Source organism: Alcanivorax sp. MD8A, from assembly GCF_002888555.1.
In the GTDB taxonomy this organism is placed as follows: domain Bacteria; phylum Pseudomonadota; class Gammaproteobacteria; order Pseudomonadales; family Alcanivoracaceae; genus Alcanivorax.
On sequence record NZ_AQOQ01000028.1, the window covers coordinates 1 to 21,256 of the forward strand.

Consider the following 21,256-nt stretch of genomic DNA (forward strand, 5'->3'; position numbering starts at 1 on the left):
CACGCTGAGTACGCAAGGAGTTATTCAGAAGCTCCCTAGGGAGCCGGCAAGCTCCCACATATCCGGGGCGGCCCTTCCATCGCCAACATTGAGGTTCTCCCATGATCTGCAGCATGACCGCCTTTGCCCGTGCCGACCGCCACCTGCAAGGCTACAGCCTGGCCTGGGAGATCAAATCGGTGAACCACCGCTACCTGGAGGTCAGCCCCCGCCTGCCCGACGCCCTGCGAGGCCTGGAAAATGGCGTGCGCGAGAAGTGCCGCAAGGCGCTGGCCCGTGGCAAGGTGGAAGTGACCCTGCGCTATCAGCAGGACGACAGTGAGGCCAACCTGGAACTCAACGAAACGCTGGTCAAGCAACTCTCTGATGTGTCCCGCCGGGTTGGCGATATCGTCCAGCACCCCGGCCAGGTCAACCCGATGGAAATCCTCCGTTATCCCGGTGTGCTCAGCAGCCAGGAACTGGATGTGGAGCTGCTGCAGCGCGAAGCCCTGTCCCTGCTGGATGAGGCCCTGCACGCCCTGATCGACACCCGCGCCCGTGAAGGCGAGCAGCTGGGCAAACTCATCGAGGACCGCCTGGATGGCATCGGCACCCAGGTCGAGATCGTCAAGGCGGCCATTCCGCGCATCAAGGAAGCCCAACGCGAACGCCTGCGTCATCGCATTCAGGAAGTGGTGGAGTCACCAGACCCGGACCGCCTGGAGCAGGAACTGGTGTTGCTGGCGCAAAAAATGGACGTGGAAGAAGAACTGGATCGGCTGGTCACCCATGTGGCGGAAGTGCGCCGCATTCTCAAGAAAGGCGGCCACATTGGCCGCCGGCTGGATTTCCTGATGCAGGAACTCAACCGCGAAGCCAACACCACCGCCAGCAAATCCGTGGACAGCGAAACCACCGCTGCCGCGGTAGAGCTGAAGGTGCTCATCGAGCAGATGCGCGAGCAGATCCAGAATATCGAGTAAAATCCAGGTAAGTCCATAATCGTATTTAATACGTTGTTTTTAAAGAATTAAATTCGAAACTCAATCCATGGAAATCCACTGCCATCCACCACTATCCAGACAAAAGTGGTGGGCAAAATGGTGGGCAAAAACGTGACTTTTCCCTCCCTGACACCTATATTGACCTGAAATGGTGGGCAGCCATCAAGAGACTGCCTGCATACCATTGATAACAGAGAATTTTTCTCTTTAATCAACAAAAAAAAAGTGGTGGGCAGCCTGTTTTTATAGGCTCAAACGCCACAAGGTCAAAATGAGCAAACTCAGCGCCACTCAGATCAAGTCCCTGGCAAAGCAGGCCCCCAAGAAGCATACCGATGGTGGCGGCCTCTATTTCTGCGTGCGCAAGTCAGGCACGCCCTACTGGATGCTGCGCTACAGCGCCCAAGGCAAGCGCCACGAGATTACCTTGGGCCAATACCCCCAGATGTCCCTGGGTGACGCCCGGGAAGCCGCTGTGCTGACCAAGCAAGGCATCCGAACGGGCACCGACCCAATCCAGGAAAGGGCCAAAGTTGTCCAGCCCGACATCCGCACCGTCAAAGACCTCTTCCAGGACTGGCATGAGACCGATCTGTCCCGGCGCCTGAAACACCCCAACATCCCCAAGCGCATCTACCAGAAAGAAATCCACCCGGTGATCGGCCTCTACCCGATTGCCGACGTCACCCCAAGGGATATCCGGGCAGTCCTGCAGCGCGTTCAGCGCAGCAACCGCCCCACCATCGCCAATGACACCCTGATGTACATGAAGCAGCTGTTTCGTCATGGCATCAAACTGGACCTGTGCCAGAACAACCCGGCCAGTCCCTTCACCGTCAGCGACGCCGGCGGCGTCGAAGCCAGCCGGGAGCGCACCCTGACGCTGGAAGAAATCGAACATTCCTTTGGGGTCTTCCGGGAGCACATCAGCAGCTTTGGTCGAGACAACTATCGGGCCTGCTGCTTGTTCCTGGTGCTAGGCGTGAGAAAAAGCGAGCTATGCGAGGCCCGCTGGGAAGAATTCGACCTCGAGGCCGGAATCTGGGATCTCTCCAAAGAGCGCAGCAAGACTGGCGCATCGATCACCATCCCTCTGCCAACCCAAGCCATTGAGTGGCTAAAGGTACAGCAAGGCCATGCCTGCGGCTCCCCCTATGTGTTCCCTGCCAGGCGCGCCAGCAAACGCCCCCACATGGGCCCTGACACCCTGAACCGCGCCATTTCCAAGCTATTTGGCCGAGAGGCTGGCCGGAAGGTGCAGCCACCCAACAAAATGGACGACTTGGAACACTTCACCATCCACGACCTGCGACGCACCTTCCGCAGCCTCGCAGCTGCGGAAGGTGTGCCGAGCCATGTGGCGGAGAGGTGTTTGAATCACAAGCTGAAGGGGGTTGAGGGGATTTATGATCGGTATGATTATTTTGAGGAGCGAAAAATAGCTCACCAGCGAGTAGCCAACGCCATAGAAGCCTTAATACACCTATGATGTACAGGTGTGTTTAGGCTGTATTTATTGACTATCGACAACCATAAGCCAAGACCCTGAACTACAACCTATACAAAGAATCGGGATTTTGATGGACTCGCTTGGACACCTCTGGACAATCAGCAGCCTGCATCACACAACAGCAAATGTGGCCACGAATCGCTGTCCTGCTACCCTGCGCCGCCCAATGGCTTATGCATAATCTTTTAACCTGATCCAGCTCCCTAGCGCCACAGGTTGTCGCTTCTGCCTCGGATTCATTTTTGCCAGCCAGGTTGTTTAGTCAATCTATAACCGCTCAAGATACTGGCCGCTTGCGAAAAGATGGCGCCGCTTATACGCAGGGAAATTTGTTGGAGCCTGTTGTGCTCGCCGCTGGGGGGGGGCGGCGGCGTTACACCAAATCGGCAGAAAGACAGCGACATCACTCGCATCGGTCGGGTCACGACTTGGATGCATGCGAATTATCAAAAGTCTTTCAAAGTCGGGGAGCTGACCGCTATGCCGAATATAAGCCCCGCGTTTTTCATCGGCATTTCAAGACCATCAGCCAGCTAACCCAGGTGCAGTTCCAGGAGCGGGTGCGTTTGCAGGAAGCCTGGCGGCTGCTATTCAGCGAGCAGGACGTGGCCAGCGTTGATTACCTGGTCGGTTATGAAAGCCCGTCCCAGTTCAGCCGCGACTACCACAAGCTTTTTGGTGCTCCGTCAGATCGAGACAAGGCGATGATGCGGTCTAGTTTGGCGATTGAGAGTGGGGTTTAGGTGCTCGTAGACATGGAGCTGGCCTACCCCCCTTTGGGGTACGAAATAAGAGATCTGGGAAGATATTGCATCATGCAGTAAAGCGCAGTGTCGAAAATGTAGTACTGCCTTAATTCATTGGCTAAGCTAATAACCCCTTCCTTAAATTGCCATCTAATCAGAACAATCCCCGCTTGCTACCGTGAATCCCATAGTCACTGACCAACCTAATGGATTCACAAGAGGGTAAGACCATGAAAGCTGTGAGCTTCAAGAACCGTAATGTCGATGTGGCCGCCAATCTGTACTTCCCGGAAGGCTTTGATGCGTCCCGGCAGTACCCCACGATTATCTGTGCGCACCCGATCAGTAGCTGCAAGGAGCAGACCTCCGGTGCGATCTATGCCGCCCGGCTGGCGAAAATGGGGTATGTGACGCTGGCGTTTGATGCGTCCTTCCAGGGGGAAAGTGGTGGCGAGCCACGTTTTCTGGAAGACCCGGCGACCCGGGTGGAGGACTTCCGCTGTGCGGTGGACTATCTGGTGACCCAGGATTTTGTGGATGAGAGCCGCATCGGGGTGCTGGGTATTTGTGGCGGTGGCGGTTATGCCGTGCATGCGGCCATGACGGAGCGTCGTATCAAGGCGGTGGGCACCGTGGTGGCGGCCAACTATGGGCGGCTGATGCGCGAGGGGGATATGTCCCCGAATGCAGCGATCCAGACCCTGGAGGCCATTGGCCAGCAGCGTACCGCCGAGGCCCGTGGGGCGGAGCCGCTGATCACCGGCTATATTCCCAACTCGAAAGACGAGTGTGAGCAGGCAGGCATTACCGATATTGATGTGGTGGAAGCGGTGGATTACTACACCACGCCGCGCGGGCAGCAGCCGGGTTCCCCCAACAAGCTGCGTTTCTCAGGGCTGGCACCGGCAGTGGCCTTCGATGCGTTCCATCTGGCTGAGCATCTGCTGACCCAGCCGCTGCAAGTCATCATCGGCAGCAAGACCGGGGCCTTCGGTTCTCACCGGGATGGCTACGAGCTGTATGGCCGTGCGGCGTCGAAAAACAAGGATCTGCTGGTGGTCGATGGTGCCAGCCATTATGACCTGTACGATCAGCCGCAAGCGGTGGATCAGGCGTTGGCAAAACTGCAGCAGTTTTATCAGGATCACTTGTAACACATCGCGACAGCATCAAGGGCGGCCAGGTTGGTCGCCCTTTTTTATATTCGGTCGATTGGTTTCGAGAGCTCTCAGGTAAGGCGCAAGGCATCAACCACCATGGCAAAGGCAGTGGAGGCCTTGCGGCGGCTGGTGTAATAGAGGTGATAGCCGGGAAAGGTGTGGCTATAGCGATCCAGCACGGAGATCAGGCTGCCGTCGTCCAGTCCCGGCTGGGCCAGGGCTTCTGGAAGGTAGGCCAGGCCCATGCCGTCTTTGGCCGCTTGCAGCACTTGCAGGATGCTGTTGAATACCAGTTGTCCTTCCGTGTGGGTTTTCACTTCTTTCTTGCGTACCTGAAACAGCCAGGGGAAGACGCCGCCCTGGGTGGGCAGGCGCAGGTTGATGGCGTTGTGTGCCACCAGGTCCTGGGGTTTTTGCGGTGGCGTGTGTCGGTTGAAGTAGTCCGGTGAGCCCACCACGACCATGCGGATCGGCGGGCAGATCGGTACTGCAATCATGTCCTTGGCAATCAGTCCGGCGCGGCGTACCCCGGCATCGAATCGTTCCTTGGCAATATCCACCAGTCCATAGTCCACGCTTAGTTCCACCTTGATATCCGGGTGGTCACGCAGCAGGGGCTGCAGGGCTGGCCACAGCACGGTGGAGACGGCAAATTCATCGGCGGTGATGCGTACGGTGCCGGCGGGTTTGCCCTTGAGCGAGTGCAGCTCCGCCAGCCCGGCGTCGATATCGTCCAGCGCCGGCCCTACCAGTTCCAGCAGCCGGTCGCCGGCTTCCGTGGTGGTGACGCTGCGGGTGGTGCGGTTGAGCAGCTTCAGGTCCAGCCGCTCCTCCAGGTTACGCAGGGTCTGACTGAGGGGACTGGGACACACCCAGCCCGGCGGCGGCGCGGGTAAAGCTCTGTTCCCGAGCCACGGCCATAAAGGCGATCAGATCGTTCAGGTTCTCTTTCATGACTAATTAGCTGCGCTAATGGCTGATTCGGTATTGATCATGAAAGCATGAAGCGCGGAAGGGTGCCAGATTTAGTGATTCATGCGTGTCACCGACGTCTATCACGGAAAGCAGAATCGTTCTACGGGCTCACTGAGGAAGCAATCCATGAAGGTGTAATCCACCCATTTTTCATCGCTCGTTTGAGTATAGAGTCACTGTAGCAATCGGGCCGGAGGCACTCCGCCAATGGCCGAATTGGGCCATCCGTTATTGTATTGCCACCGCCACTGTGTGGTTAATAGCTGGGCATGGGCAACGCAGGTGAACTCGTGGAGATCCAGCCACTCGCGCCATGTCGTTCGATTAAATCGTTGTCCCCGTTTCCACAAAACCTCAGGCCTGCATCTTCTTCAACAGTGCCTCACACACCGTCTGATTCATATAGCGCGGTACCGCATAACTGAAATGCGCTTCCTGCAATGCAGCCCTGGCAATGTCGGGAACATCTTCGCTGCGCAATGCGTCCAGCTTCTCGGGAATGCCAAGCTCCTGTTTCAGTTCGCGGACACGTTTGATGAATTTTCCTGCCAGCGCTTCATCGGTTTCACCGCCCTGCTCCAGGCCGCTGACGCGGGCCAGTTCGGCCAGGCGCTCAATGCAGGCGGGGGCGGAATATTCGAGTACGTGAGGCAGCACAATGGCATTCGCCAGGCCATGGGGCGTGTGATAGTGGGCGCCGAAGTTGTGGGCAATGCCGTGGGCGTAGCCAAGACCGGCGCGGTGAGAAGCTGGCCTTTACTACCTTGCTTTTACTTTTTGTCGTTACCGCATTCATCCCGGACCTCCTTAACAGGGAAGCCGGCCTGCGAACCGGCAGGCCGGCACCCTGTATGTGACAGTTCAGTCTTTACGGTACTCAGTCATTGCGATACATGGTTACCACACAGGCACCACCCAGACCGAGGTTATGCTGCAAGGCCACCCGTGCACCGTCTACCTGACGCTTGTCCGCCTGACCGCGCAACTGCCACACCAGCTCAGTACATTGCGCCAGCCCGGTGGCGCCCAACGGATGGCCCTTGGACAGCAGGCCACCGGATGGATTGGTCACATACTTGCCGCCATAGGTGTTGTCACCATCCCAGATGAATTGCTCCGCACCGCCTTCCGGGCACAGACCCAGGCCTTCATAAGTGAGCAGCTCATTGGCGGTAAAGCAGTCGTGCAACTCGACCACATTGATGTCTTGCGGGCCGATACCGGCCTGCTCGTACACGCTGTCGGCGGCGGAACGGGTCATGTCGTAACCGACCATCTTGATCATGGATTTTTCATCAAAGCTGCTGGCGAAATCCGTGGTCATCGCCTGGGCGGCGATATACACCGGGTTAGCAATGCCATGCTTCTTGGCGAACTCGTCCGAACACAGAATCGCGGCGCCGGCACCACAGGTGGGCGGGCAGCATTGGAAACGGGTGAGCGGATCAAACACCTCGTCTGACGCCATGATCTCTTCCAGCGACAGCACCTGACTGAACAGTGCGTAAGGATTGTTGGCGGCATGCTGACGCGCCTTCTCGGCAATCTTGCCGAAGGTTTCCCGTTTGGTGCCGTACTTCCAGCGGTATTCACGCCCTGCGCCACCGAACATCTGTGCCGCCGGCGGCGCCTGATTGAAGCCCTGCGTATCCATCATCACCTGCGCATGCTGGCTCATGGGGTTCTCGCGATCATTGAACTTAGCACCAAGCGCGCCGCGCTCCATTTTTTCAAAACCCAGGGCGATGACACATTCAGCCAAACCGCCTTCGATGGCCTGGCGCGCCAGGAACAGGGCCGACGAACCGGTGGAACAATTGTTGTTCACATTGACCACGGGAATGCCGGTCAAGCCCAGTTCATACACGGCACGCTGACCACAGGTGGAATCGCCGTAGACATAACCACAGAACGCCTGCTCAACATCGCTGTACTGGATGCCGGCATCCTTCATTGCGGCGAGGCCAGCCGCTTTTGCCATCACATGGTAATCATCGCAGGCACCGGGCTTGGCAAACTTGGTCATCCCGACACCGATCACATTCACTCTACGTTTCATTCTCTGTTCTCCGAATTATGGCGTTACAGGATTTGTTCAAGTTTGCGCACCAGCGCCAGGTCACCGTCGACGCGCATGTCGCCCTTCTGGTACAAGGTGCTCAAGGCCACCTTGCCGGCAATCAGGTCGGCAAGCTTGCTGTCGTCCAGCGTGATCACCGCCGCCGCGTCCTTCTCGCCGCTGACGATGCCGGGCGACGAGGCGGATAGATCGATAAACCAGGCACTGTCTGGGCTCCGCACCTTGATCTGCAACACACCACCCTGTCCACCAATGGCCGACAGTTTTTCCGCCAGCTCCGGCAGCACTTTCTCCGCCTGCGGTGCTTTCTGCTTTTTCGGTTGTGCGGTAGCGGTATCCGGCTGGCCGGAGGCCAATCGCTTGTCGCGTGCCTGCTCCACCAGCTTAGGGTCCATGTCCTGCAACACGGTGAGCTTGTTGGAGGCCATCACGTTACCTCCGATCTTCAGATCGCCACCAAAAAACAGTTTCTGTACCGCAGCCAGATCACCGCCAAACAGGGTCGGGGCATGTTTGCTGTCCAACTCCAGCGTCACATCCGCCTTGTCCAGCTGGCCCGCCCCGGCGGTACCCGGTGCGTTTTTCAGATCAATATAGAAATCCTGATCCGGGTTGCTGAACGCAAACTGGAAGCTGGTAGCGGCCTTCTCGATCAGATCCGGGTTGTCAGCGATGAAGTGGCCGATGGCACTGAACACATCCGCCATGGTCGGCTCCTGCGATTCGACCGGTACTGCGACAGCTTGTGAACCACCACCGTCAGCCACGCGCTTGTCACGCGCCTGCTCGGCCAGTTTCGGGTCCATGTCCTGCAACACGGTCAACTTGTTGGACGCCATCACGTTGCCGGAAATTTTCAGCTCGCCACCGAAGAACAGTTTCTGCACCGCCGCAAGATCGCCACCAAACACGGTCGCCAGATGCTCGCTGTCCAGCGCCAGAGTCACGTCCGGTTTGTCGATCGTGCCAGGCCCTGCCGCGCCTGGTGCATTTTTCAGATCAATAAAGAACTGCTGATCCGGATTGCTGAACTCGAACTGGAAGCTGGTACCGGTCTGATCAACCAGTTCCGGTTTCTGCTTGATGTAGGTCGCCACCGCCGCGAACACATCGTCAGGCGTCACCGCCTGCTCCACCTGCGGCGCAGACACTTCCTCGGCGGACACCTGTTCCGGCACCGGCGCTTCTGCCGGAATCTCCGAGAACAACTCGATGGCGGCATTCTTCAGCACCACCTCGTTACGCTCTTTCACCCAGGTTTCGAAGACGATGCGGTTATCGGATTCCTTCCACATGCGGGTTTCCAGGGTTTCACCCGGAAAGACCGTCTTGGCAAAGCGCACCTTGATGCTCTTGAAATAACGGCCATCGTTATTGCTGAACGCCTTGATGACATGGCGTCCGGCATAACCGAAGGTACACAGCCCATGCAGGATCGGCTTGTCATAACCGAACGCCCTGGCAAACGCCGGGTCGGCGTGCAGCGGATTCCAGTCACCGCACAGGCGATACAGCAGCGTCTGGTTGGCGTCGGTTTTCTCTTCGATCACCGCATCCGGTTCACGTGCGGGCGGCACATTGATCTCGCCGGAATCGCCCCGCTCACCGCCCCAGCCGCCGGCGTCTTTCACGAACGAGGTCATCTCGTTATAGGCCACCTCGTTACCGTTTTCGTCGGTGGAGGTAATAGCAAAGGTAACTACCGCATTCGGATCCTTGTCCAATGCCTTCTTGAATTTGAAGGTGTGCTTCAGCTTGGCGTGCGGCGGCAGCGGCCGTTTGATTTCGGTGTATTGCTCGCCATGCAGCAACCGGTCGAAGCCAAAGTTCATCCCTGGCAGAGCCAGCGCGCCTTCTTTTGCTGCCTTTAGCATCGCGCCGATCTGTGGCATGACGCCATAGGTGGGCAACGCCTGGAAATTGCCACCCAGCTCGTAGACGAACTTCAGTTCATCCTTGTCGAGCGGATCACGTGCGGCGCCCACACTTAGGGCATACAACGACAGGTCATTTTCATCATAGGACGATTCCAGCTCGAGGCTTTCCTTGCTGGCCACATCCAGATCGATGAATTCGTTGCCGCCCAGTGACGGGTTGTTGATGTTGTCGAGAATCGGCGAGAAGGATTCGTTGACATTGGATGGATGCTCCGCATCGGTGAAGTCGGTGATCTTGCCCCAACGACGCGCTACATCATCAACACTGAAGGCCTTGCCAAGGGGGAAGCTATTGCCCTGGCTACGTTCCCAGCGCAACTTGCTGATGAAGCCGGCACCCACTTCGAAGATACCCTTGGTTTCTTCGCACTTTTCATGGCACAACCAGGCCACCAGCGGACTGACCGCTTCTGGCTTGAGGTTTTCCAGCAAATTCGGCGGCATGATGGTTTCAGTCAGCCGCGAGGCCGCAATCGGCGCAATGGTATTCACATGAATTTTTTTGCTGCGACCTTCCTCCGCCAGACAGTTGGCCAGCCCGGCCAGACCCAACTTGGCAGCACAGTAGTTGGCCTGACCAAAGTTACCGTAGAGGCCGGCTGCCGAGGTCGTCATGATGATGCGGCCATAGCCCTTCTCACGCATGATCGGCCAAGCCGCATGGGTGACGCTCATGGAACCTTCCAGATGGACTTTCAACACCAAGTCCCAGTCCTGCTTCGACATCTTGGCAAAACTGACGTCACGCAGGATGCCGGCATTGTTGACCACGATGTCCACAGTGCCGAAGCTATCCAACGCGGTTTGTACTATCGACTCGCCGTTTTCCACCGAGTCATAGTTGGCAACCGCCTCCCCTCCCATGGCCCGGATCTCATCCACCACCTTGTCTGCGGCAGACGACGACTTGCCATCACCGTGGGCGCTGCCACCCAGGTCGTTAACCACCACCTTGCAGCCACGCGCGGCCAGGGTCAGGGCATGCTGCCGGCCCAGCCCGCCCCCGGCACCGGTGACAATGGCTACACGATCATCAAAACGAAGTTCTGCCATGATACTTTCCTCTTTTCAATACAGGGCACACATGCCGTGCAGGGTCGAGAATCCTCAGATAGAGCGTGAAATAAGTTCTTTCATGATTTCGTTGGTGCCGCCGTAGATGCGGTTGGCACGGGTGTCGATGTAGGCTCGGGCGATCGGATACTCGAGCATGTAGCCATAGCCACCATGCAGTTGCACACAGCGGTCAACCACCTTGCTGAGCAAATCGGATACCCAGTACTTGGCCGCACAGGCAGCCTCGGGCGACAGGGAATTCTTCACCACCAGCTCCATACAGCGATCAACATAAACCCGTGCAATCTGGATTTCAGAACGCATCTCGGCCAATTCAAAGCGGGTGTTCTGGAATGCCGCCACCGGCTTGCCAAACGCCTGGCGCTGTTTCACATATTCCACGGTGGTTGCCAGCGCATGCTCGGCAGCCGACGAACAGATGATGGCGATCATCATCCGCTCCCAGGCCAGCTCCTTCATCAAGGCAATGAAACCCATGCCCTCGGCACCCAGCAGGTTTTCCTTGGGCACCTTGACGTTGTCGAAGAACAACTCGCAGGTGTCCTGCCCGCGCATGCCGACTTTCTTCAGCGGCTTGCCCTTGGAGAAGCCCTCGCGATCCGCCTCAATAATCATCAGGGACACACTTTGTGCACCCAGCTCAGCCGGCCCGGTACGCACCGCCACCACCGCCATGTCACAGAGGTAACCGTTGGTGATAAAGATTTTCGAGCCATTTACCACGTAGTGATCGCCCTCAAGGGTGGCCGTGGTCTTGATACGTTGAAGATCGGAACCGGTACCCGGCTCGGTCATGGCCACGGCAGTGACCGCTTCACCGGTGGCCATTTTGGGCAGCCACTGGCTTTTCTGTTCATGGGAACCAAAGTTGTTGATGTAGTTGGCAACAATGTCCGAGTGCAGGGCAAAGCCGCTGGCCGAATCCCCCACCCTCGCCTGCTCCTCCATCAGTATCATCGAATAGAGACGGTCAACGCCGCAGCCGCCGTACTCTTCAGGCATCGTTGGACACAGCAGCCCCAGCTCCCCCGCCTTATTCCACAGTTCACGATCAATATGTTGCTGCTCCTCCCACTTCTCGTGGTAAGGGGAGATTTCAGTCTCGAAGAAACGCCTTGCTGTGGCGCGGAACGCCTCATGGTCTTCATTGAAGAGAGTACGGGGGATCATCGGCGATACAGCCGCCGGTACATGCACATCACTCATTACAGGCTTCCAACGTTGATTCAGGAACAATGGCAAGACTTTATAACTTACAATACGTACGTTCAACTTGTTTATTGGCGAGCTACGCTACAATCCATTTATCATTTAGAATCAGGCCTCTGCATCCCAGTGACCATGCTCAGTAATAGACAGAGAACGCGATGAATGCTCAACGACGCACCCAGGAACAACGTAGCGACGCCATGCGGGAACGCATCATTCAGGCAGTGCTCACCTGTCTAGAGAAGGATGGATTCGCTGGCACCACCGTCAGTCGCATTATCAACATCGCTGGCGTATCTAGGGGCGCCCCACTACACCATTTCTCTAGTAAAGCAGACATGATCGCTGCGGCAGCTGAGCATTTAATTCGCCAGCACTATATTCAGCTGGGTAAAGCCATCGCCAAACTCCATGGATCTGAAGATCGACTAGAAGCCCTTATCTTTGGTGCATGGAAGAATGTTTTCGATCAGCCGGAATTTATCCCGTTGATGCAACTATTGACAGCCAGCCAACATGACCCTGAGCTTGCATCCATTTTGCAACGTGTCTGGACTTCCAATTACTTCATCGTCGGTAACGCGGCTGACCATTATCTGGAGGCCATTAGTGAAGACACCGATGTGCGCTCGATGATGATGTTGACGCAATGGCTGTTGCGCGGCATGGCGCAGGATTTGCACATCGTTGCCGACAAAACGCTCTTTGACCGCTATCTCAAAGTCTGGTGCAACATGCTCGCCGTTCATCTGCGAGCCCGTGCAGATGTAAACGACCCACCGCCTTACCCGCCCAAGTGGGAACTACCGCTGAGCGATGCTTGACCGCCCCACTTGGGCTTGCGGCATCTCTACACATAGCTACGTTGTCGTTAACACCCAACGAATAAAGCTGTATATCGACCATGTCCACGCCACTTGATTGCTCAGATCGACCTTCGGTACCGGATACGGTTTCCGTTGACACAAGTCGTCATCGAGACTATTGGAGATAGCAATTCTTGCAGTGCTTCAGATTAAAGACTTCAGTTCGATATTCGGATTAGACAATACTTCAGCGCTGACACTCTTGCGCAGTTTAACCAACTGTTTACCCACCATGAATGCAACTGGAAAATTGACTGCATCAACAGCAATAACATGACCAAGACATAGATAGAAAACTGCGAATTCCTTGTCAAGGATACTGCCACGCAGTACACGCTGGTCATGATTTTGGGACAATCCTACCATCTGCAAACGAACATCATACTGGTTCGACCAGAACCAGGGAGGGCTATCGTAGGGCTTTTCTTCACTCATAAGTGTAGCTGCCGCCGTACGAGCTTGCTCAACAGCGTTAGCGACTGATTCAAGACGCTGCCTTTTGTCGAAGAACAGATTATGATGGCGGGTACAATCTCCTATCGCCAGAATGTCTGGGTCATCGGTGCGGGTAAATTCATCGACGACAACGCCATCATCGCAAAGCAGGCCAGCATTTTCAGCCAAGGCCGTTTCTGGTATGACACCAATCGAAACGAGAACGATGTCCGCTGACACCTTACCCCCATCGGCCAAGGTCACACCATTCACGCACCCTTGATCATCTGATTCAAAACCAATTACGGCCGCCCCCAGACGAACATCGACTCCTGCACTCGTGTGTTTGGCGTAGAGAAATTCAGATATCTCTGGCCCAGTAACACGCTGCATTAAGCGCTCGGCAGCTTCCAAGACAGTAACTTTAACACCTTGCTTAGTCGCACTGGCAGCCACTTCAAGTCCGATATACCCGCCCCCCACGATAACCAGGCGTTTGCCGGGTACTAGCTCACGACGCAGGGCATCTGTGTCCTCGATACCATGCAAATAATGAATACCTTTCAAGTCTGAACCCCGCACGTTAAGACGGCGGACATGTGAGCCAGTGGCCAAGACCAGTTGGTCGTACTTTAAAGTGCTTTGATCTGACAAAATGAGGCTTTTGTCGTCTCTGTTAATCTTTTCTACGCGCACGCCGAGCTGTAATTCCTGCCCCGCTTTCTCGTAGATTGAAGGCGGTTTAAGGTATAAAGACGCCTTATCAACCTCCCCCGCGAGATAATTCTTGGACAAGGGCGGTCGCTGATAGGGAGGGTGCAGCTCTTCGCTAACCATAACCACTTTGTGAGGGTATTTTTTTTGCAGCAAGGCGGTCAAAAGTGTTCCTGCTGCGTGTCCACCACCAATAATGACGGTGACCTCTTTATTTTTGTTAATCATAACCTGTCTCTTTCTATGCGTACTGAAACCGAGTTACCCACAAAAAATTCATGAATAACTATAACTTGCAACATCATCCGAGCTAAACACATGATGCCTAAAATCCAGCCACCGCGGCGTCCTCAAGTATCATATCTGCCCCTTTCTCTCCAATCATGGTCGCCGGCTGATTGGTATTTCCGCCAACCAGGGTTGGCATGATAGACGCATCAACTACCCGCAACGACTGCAAGCCACGCACACGGAGACGAGGGTCGACCACTGCCATATGATCAATCCCCATCTTACAAGTGCCGACCGGGTGGTATGCGGACTCACCATTACGGCGCACCCACTCGGTGAGACTCGCGTCATCCTGTATTTCCAGCCCTGGTGAAATTTCTACATCCTGATGAAAATAAAGTGCACGCTGGGACAAAATATTACGAACAAGCCGAACACCACGAATGAGTTGTTCGACATCGGCAGGGTCAGCCATGTAATTGGGGTCAATCAATGGTGCAGCGAGCGGATCAGCACTGTGTAAACCAATGCGGCCCCGGGACAAGGGCCTGAGCCCATAGATCATTACAATGTAGCCATAGCCACTCATTGCAATTTTCATGTCACGGCCGTGATCAGCGTACAGCATTGGCCCAAAGTGCAATTGCAGATCAGGTATCGGTTGCTCTTCTTGGGAGCAGATGAATCCGCCTGCCTCAGCGCCATTGCTAGACAGCACACCTCGACGACCGCTCAGGTATTGCATTAAGGCCCGCCCCCCCTTCAACCAATAGCTCGGATGCATCGATATTCCCAGTCGGCTTCGCGATCTGACCCGTACAAAAACGTCAACATGGTCTTGAAGATTACGCCCCACCCCCTCCAGCGAATGACGCAGCTCAATGCCATGTCGAGCAAGCTCCTCGCGGGGGCCGACACCTGACAGCATAAGAAGTTGTGGCGAGTTGAATGCACCGCCGCATAGGATAACCTCCCGCTTGGCATGAGCTCTAACCAAACTTTTTGCGTGGCGATACTCGACACCAATAGCGCGAGCCCCATCAAACAGCACGCGGGTAACATGTGCATCGCTGCGAATGGTCAAGTTAGATCGACCCTCAGCAGGCTCAAGATAAGCACGCGCATTACTGCAACGGGAACCATCCTTCTGATAGGCGTAGTAATAGCCGACGCCTTCCTGATCAGGGCCGTTGAAATCCCGATTGCGTCGATACCCCGCCTGTACTGCAGCCTCGACAAACGCCCTACTCAACGGGTTTGTATAACGCCGCTCCGCCACATTGAGAGGCCCATCCTGACCATGGAAGCCTGCGGTACCCGGCACCACCTCAGGCTCGTAATGTTCTGACTTACGAAAATACGGCAGCACCTCGGCGTATGACCAACCGTTACACCCTTGCCGGGCCCACTCGTCGTAGTCCCTGGCATGCCCACGGATATAGACTTGGGCGTTAATCCCACTCGAACCGCCAAGCATCTTGCCCCGCGGCTGGAACAACGAACGACCGTACATGTGACGCTGTGGCTCGGTATAGAACTGCCAGTTGAAACGGCGACTGAACATCAACTGCAAAAATCCCAGCGGCGTGTTGACGAAAGGGTTGCGGCGACTCTCCGGCCCGGCTTCGAGTAGCAACACCGAATAGAGGCCACTCTCGGACAAACGATTGGCTACCGCGCACCCTGCCGAGCCAGCGCCCACAACGATATAGTCGAATTCTTCAGTCGCCAGCCCGGTCAAACTTTTCATTAATTTTTTGCCGTCAGTTTGACCATCAACTTCGAATAACCGCGCACGAAGTTGGACTGTACACGCTCCGGCTCGCCAACCACTTCGATATTTTCGAAGCGCTTGAGCAGTTCTTCCCACAAAATGCGCAATTGCAGTTCGGCCAGGCGGTTACCCATACAACGATGAATACCGTAGCCAAAAGAAATATGGTTCCGTGCGTCCTTGCGATCAATAATGAGTTGATCGGGGTTGTCAAACTTGCGTTCGTCTCGATTACCTGAGGCATACCACATTAACACCCGGTCCCCTTTCTTGATGGTCTGGCCACGAAGTTCTACGTCCTGTGTCGCGACCCTGCGCATGTTGGCCAGTGGAGTTTGCCAACGAATGATTTCCGAAACCATGTTCGGAATCAGGTCCGGATTAGCCTTCAGCTTGGTGAACTCCTCGGGGAATTGATTCAAGGCCAAGACACCACCGCTCATGGAGTTCCGCGTGGTGTCATTACCTCCAACAATCAATAGAGCAAGATTACCGATAAACTCCATCGGCCTATTGATCAGGTCTTTTGTGTCGTCGTTGCCCTGTAGCATACTGATCAAATCAAAACCCGGCTCTTCACCAGCCACACGTCGAGCCTCTTTGTCGCGCCACAATCTTGAGAAAGCTCTAGCCATGTCTGCTGCATCATCGAACATGACATCCTCATCCGTGAACTCTCCACCGGTGGCAGATGCTGCACCAGACAGACGATCAGACCAATCAACAAGCTTGTGACGCTCCTCATAAGGGAAATCAAGTAGCGTTGCCAACATGCGACCTGTAAGCTCTTTTGATACTGCAGGAACCCAGTTGAATGGTTTATCTAGCGGCAGACTATCGAGCACTTCTGCAGCTCGAGAACGGATCAGCCCCTCCATTTCCTTAAGATTTTTCGGCGCTACTACGCCCTGCACCGCCCGGCGTTGTACATCATGCTTGGGCGGATCCATAGCAATGAACATTTCAACCGATAAGCCTTCAGGTGGATCACCAAGAATAATTTGTGGCTCGGATGAGAAAAGTTCGTGATTTTTATCCACGAACAATATGTCCTCATAGCGCGTTATGGACCAGAAAGGACCGAATGGACTTTTCTTCTGGTAGTGCACCGGGGCCTCATCACGCAATCGCTTAAAATACGCGCGCCACTGATCTTGCCGGTACAAAAAGGGGTTACTGGTGTCAATATCTTCAATTGCCAAGCTATTGACATCAGGAACAGGCTTTTCAACGAAATTTACTTGTGGTCGCCGAGACCCAACCGTTTTTTTCTTGGCTTTCATCAACATCTTCAGTGCCTTAATTTGCAAATGCATCGGCAGCACTTTGGAGGAAGCGTTGATCATCTTAGTCTGAATAGCATTGGTTGAGCTTGTTTTTGTTGACATAGCTTTCTCCTTGCTTACATCTGGAACTCGGGAAGTTGGACGGTCATACCGTCCATTGCTTTAGTCGTTTGCACCTGACACCCCAGGCGTGAAGTTCTCGCACGCTCCGGAGTCATTGACAGCATCTGTTCTTCTGCATCACCAACCTTACCGGTCTTTTCGAACCACTCATCTGACACAATCATGTGACAGGTTCCACAAGCGCACTCCCCACCACAATCACCATCAATACCAGGAACGGCATTATCAACGGCGATTTGCATAAGAGTAGCCCCCTCATCAAATTGCGTAACATGCTCGGTGCTGTCATGTTCAATGAAAATAATTTTTCCCACAGTGTGTCTCCTGCCAGTTATATCTACCCTGAAGACTGGCTATATGCAGGAACACCGACGAGGACTTTTCTTGACATAACAGGGACATTAAAAGACAGTTGGCACATTCCGAGGAATCGCTGATGGCGATAACGTCGCACAAACAGGGTTTGAAAAAGTGGATGCTGATATCCCGTCGAATTACTCACGCCTTATCGCTCGCGAACTTGGCCTGAGTGCACGAGAACTCCCCAAGCTCTTGCGCAACACGGGTGTAGATGTTGCGCAGTTGCTCAAAGACGAAAGTCTGTTCACTGCGGCCCAGCAGATTCAGGTTTTCCGCAATGCTTTAGATTTGTCCTGCAAACCGGAGTTCGGCTTACTGCTAGGCCGACGCCTCACCCCTGCAACCCACGGGGCAATGGGATTTGTTGCAAACAGCAGCCCAGATCTTTATACAGCATTGCATGCTGTCCACACTTTCCTGCCAACTCGGGCAAGCTTTATTCATGTTCACTTACAACAAAAAGAGGAATTTCTGGAATGCGTTGTAAACTTCCAAGTTTCGATGGATACGGATGTGGAACGCTGCTTGGCCGATGCCGTAATCAAAGCTTTTTTTGAAATTGGTGAATTCATCGTAGGCCGCCCCTTATATGAATCGGAGGTTTACTTCACCCATCCAGCCCCAGCCTACAAAGATATGTACAGGGACTATTTGCCTGGCAGAGTTTACTTTAACTGTGACAAATTCAAACTAAAGCTGGCAATGGCGTTGTGCCGTAAACCAAACGCATCAGCCAATCATGAAAGTTACCGTCTAGCGTTACAGCAATGCGAATCCATGCTTGCGCGGCTTCAGACTCGTGAGCAGGATTATCGGACCCAGGTTGAGAAAATGATGTTGTCTCGCCCTCCCGGGACGCTTAGTGAAGAAGAAGCAGCAGCCACGCTATTCATAAGCAAGCGGACACTCGCTCGCAAACTGAGAAGCGAAAACAGCAGTTTCAGGAAAATTCGCGACGAGGTGCTATCCAGGCAGGCTGCAAGCTATTTGCGTGACAGCAATCTGTCTGTTGAAGCCATTGCCTCATTGCTGAATTATCACGACTCAGCAAGCTTCAGGCGGGCTTTCAAGCGCTGGTTCGGCCGAACGCCTGACCAGTACAGACAGAATATTTGAGGGAACTTTTAACCTATGCCCACGATTTCAATACAATCGTAGGGATATAAACACCAAATAAAGTAGAATTATCTAGCGTTTGAGCACACCATCCTTAATTACTGTCCAAACAAAGTCCCCGATATCCTTAGCGGTATATCGTCCGCCCTCGTTGAACCATGTTGCCACCCAATTTAACGCTCCCAGTCCGATTAGGCGCAAAAGATCACGATCGACATTGGATCGAATTAAATCCTGAGAGGACAATGATTGCAGCATCGCAGACCAAAGAAGCTCGTATCTATCTCGGAGATCAATCATTTCCTTACGGGATGAACCGTGTAATGAGCGCCATTCAAACAGGAGAACATAGACCATATCCGACCCACCAACCAACAATTCAAGGTGGGCATTGATCCCTTGTCGCAACTGCTCAAGGGGCTCCTCTTCTCCCCGAATAGCTTCGGACAACGCCATCGAGGCTTGCTCAAGCGCGAGTCTCATCAGGTCTACCAGGATGCTTTCCTTGGAGGGATAACGATAATGCAGGCTTCCGGGCAACATGTCACAAGCTTCGGCGATTTCCTTAACGGTAGTTTTATCGAACCCCTTTTGACGAAATAGACGAGCCGCAGCACCGAGCACAAACTCTCGATCCGCTTGCGCCACCGGTGTTACCTGATTTTTCTTTCTTCCCACAAGCCACTCCCATGCTGTAAGCCTTTGATTCTAGCATTCCTTTTAAAGTCGGCCCAGCCTTCCTGGCCGATGGCGCCATTCGACCTATACAGATAAAGACACGCTGTCTACTTTAGAATCTTGAATTTGGTTGGTCATACAAATAAAGTCCAATGAATGCACTTTACTTGGGAGCGATCCAATGGCTCTGGCAAACCGCAAGATTGGTTACGACGAGGTTGTAACCCGTGACATTCACTTTCCCATGAACATCGAAAACGTGGCTCGCCACTGGTTTCGCAACGACCCGTGGTCCACTCACTGGATGAATGCCATTCTCGCCGCCGTCCCCGACGGTGAACGCTGGGTGATGAATTCTGCAAGACGGCAGCTTGGCAAGCTTGACGATCCAGAAGTGCTGAACGCAGCTAAAGAATTCATTCGCCAGGAGCGCATTCATGCTCGTGAGCACGATGAAATGAACGCCATCGGCGTGCAACACGGGGTTCCCATCGACAAGGTTGAAGGCGTGTTCAAGCTGATCCGTAAGCAACTCCAACACCGCCTCAGTGACGATATGCAGAGCTCCATCGCAGCGGCGTTTGAACATTTCACGGCCATTATTTCCTCGGTACTGCTTGAGCACCCGGAGCTGTTTGACGAAACCCACCCGGATTTGCGTGCCATGCTCTACTGGCACTTTGTCGAAGAAACCGAGCACAAGAGCGTCAGTTATGACGTCTTCGTCGATGCCAGTGGTGGTGGCTACCGCAGTTACCGACTGCGTATCAGTGGCATGCTACTGGCCATTGCCCTGGGCTTCCCCATTATGATCGGCAACCAGACCTATCTGCTCTACAAGGATCGTCAAATTCTGAATTTGTGGTCCGCCGCCAAAATGACCAAAGTCCTGTTCTGGCGTCCCGGCATTCTTTCCAAGGTACTCGCTGGCGTGCCCCCCTATTTCTCCCCCACTTTCCACCCGTGGGATGACGATAACCGTGATGTAATCCGGATCTGGAAACGCGCCTACGAAAGAACTGGCGACCCTCATAAGGCCTATCAAGCGCTCAGAGACCACCGAGCCAACAATGTACACGGTACATTCGAAACGCCACAACCTGAACCCGCATGGGGGCAGGCATGAAAAAGAAACCCTTGCACCCGTCAACTCAGGCGGCAGCTGTCATCACCGGGGCGGGTAGCGGCATCGGTCGTAGCTTTGCTTACGAAGTTGCCCGTCGAGGCGGTTCGGTACTGTGTGTCGATATCAATGAAGAGCGCGCCGAACAGGTGGCGATCAGCCTGCGAGCACTCGGTACTCACGCGGTAGCCCTGGGGTGTGATGTCGGCGATGAAAAACAGATGGCATACCTGGCGGAAAATGCCGAGCCTTTGCTCGGCAGGCCGGTAACCCTGGTAATCAACAACGCCGGCGTCGGCCTCGGTGGCCCAATCGGCGAGGTGTCACTTGAAGATTGGCACTGGTGCATGAACGTCAATCTATGGGGAGTTATTCACGGCTGCCATTATTTTGCCCCTCAGCTTCGCGATCTGGGCTATGGAGGCATCATCAATGTGGCCTCTGCTGCCGCATTCGGGTCCGCCCCGGAAATGGCCGCCTACAACGTCACCAAGGCGGGGGTGCTGGCCCTGTCCGAAACGCTGTCTTCTGAACTGACCGGTACCGGCGTAAAAATCACGGCCCTGTGCCCAACCGTGGTCCCGACCAATATCGTCGAGAATGGGCGCCTGCCTGAACGTCGCCGTGACTTTGCCCGTTCAGCGATGACCCGCTATGCCCTCACCAACGCCGACCAGGTGGCCCGACAGACCCTCAGTGCCCTTGATCGAGGTGAGCTTTACATGCTGCCACAAATTGACGGCCGGCTTGCCTGGCGGTTGAAACGCCTGACGCCACGACTATACGCCCGCGCGATTGGCGAAGCTTACAGAATGCTGGCTGATTAAACCGCATTAGTGGAAACGAAACACGCAAGGAATTCAATATGGC

17 protein-coding genes and 3 pseudogenes are annotated in these 21,256 nt (G+C 54.7%); 8 read left to right on the forward strand and 12 right to left on the reverse strand.

Features of this window, described 5'->3' with window-relative positions; translation table 11 throughout:
- Positions 1-101: 101 nt before the first annotated feature.
- The 4 genes from A15D_RS13290 to A15D_RS13305 all read left to right on the forward strand — a co-directional run bounded on the left by A15D_RS13290 (position 102) and on the right by A15D_RS13305 (position 4,396).
- Positions 102-965 carry a YicC/YloC family endoribonuclease gene (locus tag A15D_RS13290; RefSeq protein ID WP_102792345.1) on the forward strand — a complete coding sequence of 288 codons (864 nt, stop codon included), beginning with the start codon at positions 102-104 and terminating at the stop codon, positions 963-965.
- Positions 966-1,257: 292 nt separating this feature from the next.
- Entirely contained in the window at positions 1,258-2,475 is a 1,218-nt protein-coding gene (locus A15D_RS13295; protein ID WP_063508271.1) for a site-specific integrase, read from the forward strand.
- Positions 2,476-2,789: 314 nt separating this feature from the next.
- A complete protein-coding gene (locus tag A15D_RS13300) occupies positions 2,790-3,239 on the forward strand; it encodes a helix-turn-helix domain-containing protein (protein WP_199175918.1) in 450 nt (149 codons plus the stop codon).
- Between the two features lie 233 nt (positions 3,240-3,472).
- On the forward strand, positions 3,473-4,396 hold the full coding sequence (locus tag A15D_RS13305; RefSeq protein WP_035248713.1) for an alpha/beta hydrolase: 924 nt from the start codon (positions 3,473-3,475) through the stop codon (positions 4,394-4,396).
- A gap of 74 nt (positions 4,397-4,470) precedes the next feature.
- Here A15D_RS13305 and A15D_RS13310 read toward each other — a convergent pair whose 3' ends face one another.
- The 7 genes and pseudogenes from A15D_RS13310 to A15D_RS13335 all read right to left on the reverse strand — a co-directional run bounded on the left by A15D_RS13310 (position 4,471) and on the right by A15D_RS13335 (position 11,677).
- Entirely contained in the window at positions 4,471-5,040 is a 570-nt protein-coding gene (locus tag A15D_RS13310; RefSeq protein WP_231866110.1) for a LysR substrate-binding domain-containing protein, read from the reverse strand.
- Between the two features lie 189 nt (positions 5,041-5,229).
- Positions 5,230-5,356, reverse strand: a pseudogene (locus tag A15D_RS17375) (LysR family transcriptional regulator); the annotation flags it as partial.
- 194 nt (positions 5,357-5,550) lie between these two features.
- A pseudogene (locus tag A15D_RS13315) lies at positions 5,551-5,712 on the reverse strand (integrase core domain-containing protein); the annotation flags it as partial.
- 19 nt (positions 5,713-5,731) lie between these two features.
- Positions 5,732-6,106, reverse strand: a pseudogene (locus tag A15D_RS13320) (iron-containing alcohol dehydrogenase); the annotation flags it as partial.
- A gap of 148 nt (positions 6,107-6,254) precedes the next feature.
- Positions 6,255-7,436, reverse strand: coding sequence for a lipid-transfer protein (locus A15D_RS13325; protein ID WP_102792346.1), 1,182 nt, complete (start codon positions 7,434-7,436; stop codon positions 6,255-6,257).
- A 23-nt stretch (positions 7,437-7,459) separates the two neighbouring features.
- Positions 7,460-10,447 carry a peroxisomal multifunctional enzyme type 2 gene (locus A15D_RS13330; RefSeq protein ID WP_199175920.1) on the reverse strand — a complete coding sequence of 996 codons (2,988 nt, stop codon included), beginning with the start codon at positions 10,445-10,447 and terminating at the stop codon, positions 7,460-7,462.
- A 54-nt stretch (positions 10,448-10,501) separates the two neighbouring features.
- Positions 10,502-11,677, reverse strand: coding sequence for an acyl-CoA dehydrogenase family protein (locus tag A15D_RS13335; protein WP_022983802.1), 1,176 nt, complete (start codon positions 11,675-11,677; stop codon positions 10,502-10,504).
- A 161-nt stretch (positions 11,678-11,838) separates the two neighbouring features.
- On the opposite strand from A15D_RS13335, the gene A15D_RS13340 reads away from it, so the two are divergent.
- Positions 11,839-12,504, forward strand: a complete 666-nt coding sequence (locus tag A15D_RS13340) for a TetR/AcrR family transcriptional regulator (protein WP_022983803.1) — start codon at positions 11,839-11,841, stop codon at positions 12,502-12,504.
- Between the two features lie 186 nt (positions 12,505-12,690).
- Here A15D_RS13340 and A15D_RS13345 read toward each other — a convergent pair whose 3' ends face one another.
- The 4 genes from A15D_RS13345 to A15D_RS13360 all read right to left on the reverse strand — a co-directional run bounded on the left by A15D_RS13345 (position 12,691) and on the right by A15D_RS13360 (position 17,423).
- Entirely contained in the window at positions 12,691-13,923 is a 1,233-nt protein-coding gene (locus A15D_RS13345) for an NAD(P)/FAD-dependent oxidoreductase (RefSeq protein ID WP_022983804.1), read from the reverse strand.
- Positions 13,924-14,020: 97 nt separating this feature from the next.
- Positions 14,021-15,676 (reverse strand): GMC family oxidoreductase, encoded by a 1,656-nt coding sequence (locus tag A15D_RS13350; protein ID WP_102792348.1) that lies wholly within the window; start codon positions 15,674-15,676, stop codon positions 14,021-14,023.
- Positions 15,676-17,088: a cytochrome P450 gene (locus A15D_RS13355; RefSeq protein WP_102792349.1), complete on the reverse strand. Its 1,413-nt coding sequence runs from the start codon at positions 17,086-17,088 to the stop codon at positions 15,676-15,678. Before A15D_RS13355 ends, A15D_RS13350 begins: the two co-directional genes overlap by 1 nt.
- Positions 17,089-17,102: 14 nt before the next feature.
- Complete coding sequence (locus A15D_RS13360) at positions 17,103-17,423, reverse strand: 2Fe-2S iron-sulfur cluster-binding protein (RefSeq protein ID WP_022983807.1); 321 nt, start codon at positions 17,421-17,423, stop codon at positions 17,103-17,105.
- 157 nt (positions 17,424-17,580) lie between these two features.
- On the opposite strand from A15D_RS13360, the gene A15D_RS13365 reads away from it, so the two are divergent.
- Positions 17,581-18,585, forward strand: a complete 1,005-nt coding sequence (locus tag A15D_RS13365; RefSeq protein WP_102792350.1) for an AraC family transcriptional regulator — start codon at positions 17,581-17,583, stop codon at positions 18,583-18,585.
- A gap of 72 nt (positions 18,586-18,657) precedes the next feature.
- Here the strand turns inward: A15D_RS13365 and A15D_RS13370 are convergent, their stop codons facing one another.
- Positions 18,658-19,263 (reverse strand): TetR/AcrR family transcriptional regulator, encoded by a 606-nt coding sequence (locus A15D_RS13370; protein ID WP_102792351.1) that lies wholly within the window; start codon positions 19,261-19,263, stop codon positions 18,658-18,660.
- A 181-nt stretch (positions 19,264-19,444) separates the two neighbouring features.
- On the opposite strand from A15D_RS13370, the gene A15D_RS13375 reads away from it, so the two are divergent.
- Positions 19,445-20,389 carry a metal-dependent hydrolase gene (locus A15D_RS13375; protein ID WP_008930237.1) on the forward strand — a complete coding sequence of 315 codons (945 nt, stop codon included), beginning with the start codon at positions 19,445-19,447 and terminating at the stop codon, positions 20,387-20,389.
- Positions 20,386-21,213 (forward strand): SDR family oxidoreductase, encoded by an 828-nt coding sequence (locus tag A15D_RS13380; RefSeq protein ID WP_008930238.1) that lies wholly within the window; start codon positions 20,386-20,388, stop codon positions 21,211-21,213. The genes A15D_RS13375 and A15D_RS13380 overlap by 4 nt, the downstream gene beginning before the upstream one ends.
- Positions 21,214-21,256 lie beyond the last annotated feature (43 nt).

Excerpts from the sequence above, each read along its gene's own strand:
- A15D_RS13290 (WP_102792345.1), top strand. The coding sequence starts at position 102 with ATGATCTGCAGCATGACCGCCTTTGCCCGTGCCGACCGCCACCTGCAA.
- A15D_RS13295 (WP_063508271.1), top strand. The coding sequence starts at position 1,258 with ATGAGCAAACTCAGCGCCACTCAGATCAAGTCCCTGGCAAAGCAGGCC.
- A15D_RS13305 (WP_035248713.1), top strand. The coding sequence starts at position 3,473 with ATGAAAGCTGTGAGCTTCAAGAACCGTAATGTCGATGTGGCCGCCAAT.
- A15D_RS13325 (WP_102792346.1), bottom strand. The coding sequence starts at position 7,436 with ATGAAACGTAGAGTGAATGTGATCGGTGTCGGGATGACCAAGTTTGCC.
- A15D_RS13330 (WP_199175920.1), bottom strand. The coding sequence starts at position 10,447 with ATGGCAGAACTTCGTTTTGATGATCGTGTAGCCATTGTCACCGGTGCC.
- A15D_RS13335 (WP_022983802.1), bottom strand. The coding sequence starts at position 11,677 with ATGAGTGATGTGCATGTACCGGCGGCTGTATCGCCGATGATCCCCCGT.
- A15D_RS13340 (WP_022983803.1), top strand. The coding sequence starts at position 11,839 with ATGAATGCTCAACGACGCACCCAGGAACAACGTAGCGACGCCATGCGG.
- A15D_RS13345 (WP_022983804.1), bottom strand. The coding sequence starts at position 13,923 with ATGATTAACAAAAATAAAGAGGTCACCGTCATTATTGGTGGTGGACAC.
- A15D_RS13350 (WP_102792348.1), bottom strand. The coding sequence starts at position 15,676 with ATGAAAAGTTTGACCGGGCTGGCGACTGAAGAATTCGACTATATCGTT.
- A15D_RS13355 (WP_102792349.1), bottom strand. The coding sequence starts at position 17,088 with ATGTCAACAAAAACAAGCTCAACCAATGCTATTCAGACTAAGATGATC.
- A15D_RS13375 (WP_008930237.1), top strand. The coding sequence starts at position 19,445 with ATGGCTCTGGCAAACCGCAAGATTGGTTACGACGAGGTTGTAACCCGT.
- A15D_RS13380 (WP_008930238.1), top strand. The coding sequence starts at position 20,386 with ATGAAAAAGAAACCCTTGCACCCGTCAACTCAGGCGGCAGCTGTCATC.